Annotated in this window: 2 protein-coding genes; both read right to left on the bottom strand. The window is 58.8% G+C overall.

From position 1 onward, the window contains the following. Positions 1 to 566: 566 nt before the first annotated feature. Complete coding sequence (locus tag AC6CIG_RS29590) at positions 567 to 1,682, bottom strand: AI-2E family transporter (protein ID WP_440854626.1); 1,116 nt, start codon at positions 1,680 to 1,682, stop codon at positions 567 to 569. Between the two features lie 105 nt (positions 1,683 to 1,787). Then, positions 1,788 to 2,022, bottom strand: a 235-nt coding sequence (locus tag AC6CIG_RS29585; protein WP_498324373.1) for a hypothetical protein, incomplete at its 5' end; no start/stop codon positions are given.

The raw sequence follows: 2,022 nt of genomic DNA, 5'->3' as shown, positions 1-2,022 counted from the left end.
TACCTGCGAAAGAGTTCCTCGGCCGCGGTGGAGAGCAAGCTCACCTAGATCGATCCGGGGAGCAGGCTGCTATGCCAGACACCGTCCATCGTCGGCCCTCTCCCTGATCTCCTCAAACGAGGGATGCCTCAACTTCCGCTCATCGGTCCCACGCCCGATACTCGCCCCCACTGAAATGATCATCGAGGAAGGGCTCCGCCGTAGTTGCGAAGGGTCTGAGCTCCTTACCAAGAGGCTGGTTTTTCTTGTTTTAATCTGGGCCCGCGACCTGCTCCGCAAGATCGGGGTTTTCCCGGATGGGCACCTGTTGCATCCTTGCAGGGCGTTCTCGCTACAGCGATGACGATGTGGCTATGTTGCTAGAAAATTGGACGCAGTCTCTACCAGTTTTGCTGGGGGGGAACGGCATTTCTAGCATAATGCCCTTCGGGACACTTCTGGACGCCCGAGCTTAGAACTGGCAGTGCCCGGCAAATCAACAGCATTGGAGCCGACCGGCGGCTTGTGACGGCGGGCAATCTGCTCCGGGCGAGGCGCGCTCACGACGCGCCGCGGCACCAACGAAGTTAGCCCCCCTGGCGCGGTCCCGAACGCTGGTCTCGCCCCGTTGAAGAGGACGGAGGTTGCCTTCGCTCTTCAAGCTCCGCCGCGATCCACTCGCGAAATAGGCTGTGGGCAACCGCCAGCAGCGTGGGCCCGAGGAAAAGGCCGATGAGGCCGAAGGCCAGGACGCCACCAATTAGACCGAAGAGCCCAAGCAAAACGGGTAAGTTGATATTTTTCCCGAGGAGATAGGGTCTCAGGAAATTGTCGATACTACTAACAAGAAGTAGGCCCCAAATCGCGATGAAGATGCCCCACCAGACTGATTCCTGCATGAAAAGCCACAGCGCGACAGGTCCCCATACAAAGGGAGGCCCCGCCGGCACGAACGACAGAACAAATGTCAGGCATCCGAGCAACAACGCCTGGGGCACACCGGCAATCCAGAAACCTACGCCGGCGAGGAGGCCTTGGGCCAGGGCCGTGCCGATCAGGCCATAGACAACGCCCGTCACTGTCACTCCAACCACGCTGAGCAATCTTCGAGCGCGGGCTCCCGCCACCCGTTCCGCGATCTGACGGGTAAGGGCGGTCAGACGCCGCCCGTGCAAAAATAAGAAAAAGCCGATGAAGATACTTAGCGCGAGTTCGAGAAGACCGGCGCCAAACAGCGTTCCCCCAATCAGAGCGACATCGGCGAAAGGGCCGATCAATTTCTTCAGCTCGATGGCGAAGGCCGGCGCGTTATGTGCCAAGCCCTCCCAATAATTAGCCAAGCCCTCACCGGCAATGGGTAGCCCCCTCACCCAATCCGGCGGTGCCGGCGGGCCCTTTTCGAGGACATGGGTGACCCCTGCCACCAAACTGCTGATATCGTCCGCGAGCGTCGTTGCCAGCAATGCAAGCGGTGCGACGATGACAACGACGACCAGCACTGTCATGGCGGCCGCGGCGAGTGCCCGATAGCCGCCGAGAGCTCGCTCAAACAATTTGTAGGCGGGCCATGTCGAGAAACATATCACAGCCGCCCACAGAATGGCGGATAGGAAGGGCCAAAGCACCAAGGTACAGCCGATCGCCAGCAGACCAAGCGTGCCGAGCGCAAGAAGCTGCCCAATCAGTTTGCCCTGAGTAATCATCGACATTGCTCGTGTTTCGCATCCTACCCGCACAATGCGGAAATGACGGCCGAGTTTCCACCTAGAAGCGGCACACTTTTGGGAGGCCCTTGAAAGCTAATGCGTTTACCAGGAACTGTCGAGCAACACAAAACAACGAGATCGCGCCCGTTCAGTGGGGCGACATTCGTCCGAAAGGAAAACCATAAAACCCGCGATTGTTGACGCAGCTTCGCTTTCGGTACGCTCTACACGTTTAGCACGACCAATCCCGAAACACCCCAGACCTTTATGCATTGTGCCCGCGAAACCAAGCTGGTTAAGAGTCTTCGAAGCTTTCTTAGCCGTAACGGCGCTGCCC

The organism is Sinorhizobium sp. GQ132, assembly GCF_059758575.1.
The sequence above is the reverse complement of the archived record's forward strand: the minus strand, read 5'-3'. Positions and strand labels throughout refer to the sequence as shown.

Bases quoted from the DNA above. Each gene is read 5' to 3' on its own strand.
- AC6CIG_RS29590 (WP_440854626.1), bottom strand. From the start codon at position 1,682: ATGATTACTCAGGGCAAACTGATTGGGCAGCTTCTTGCGCTCGGCACG.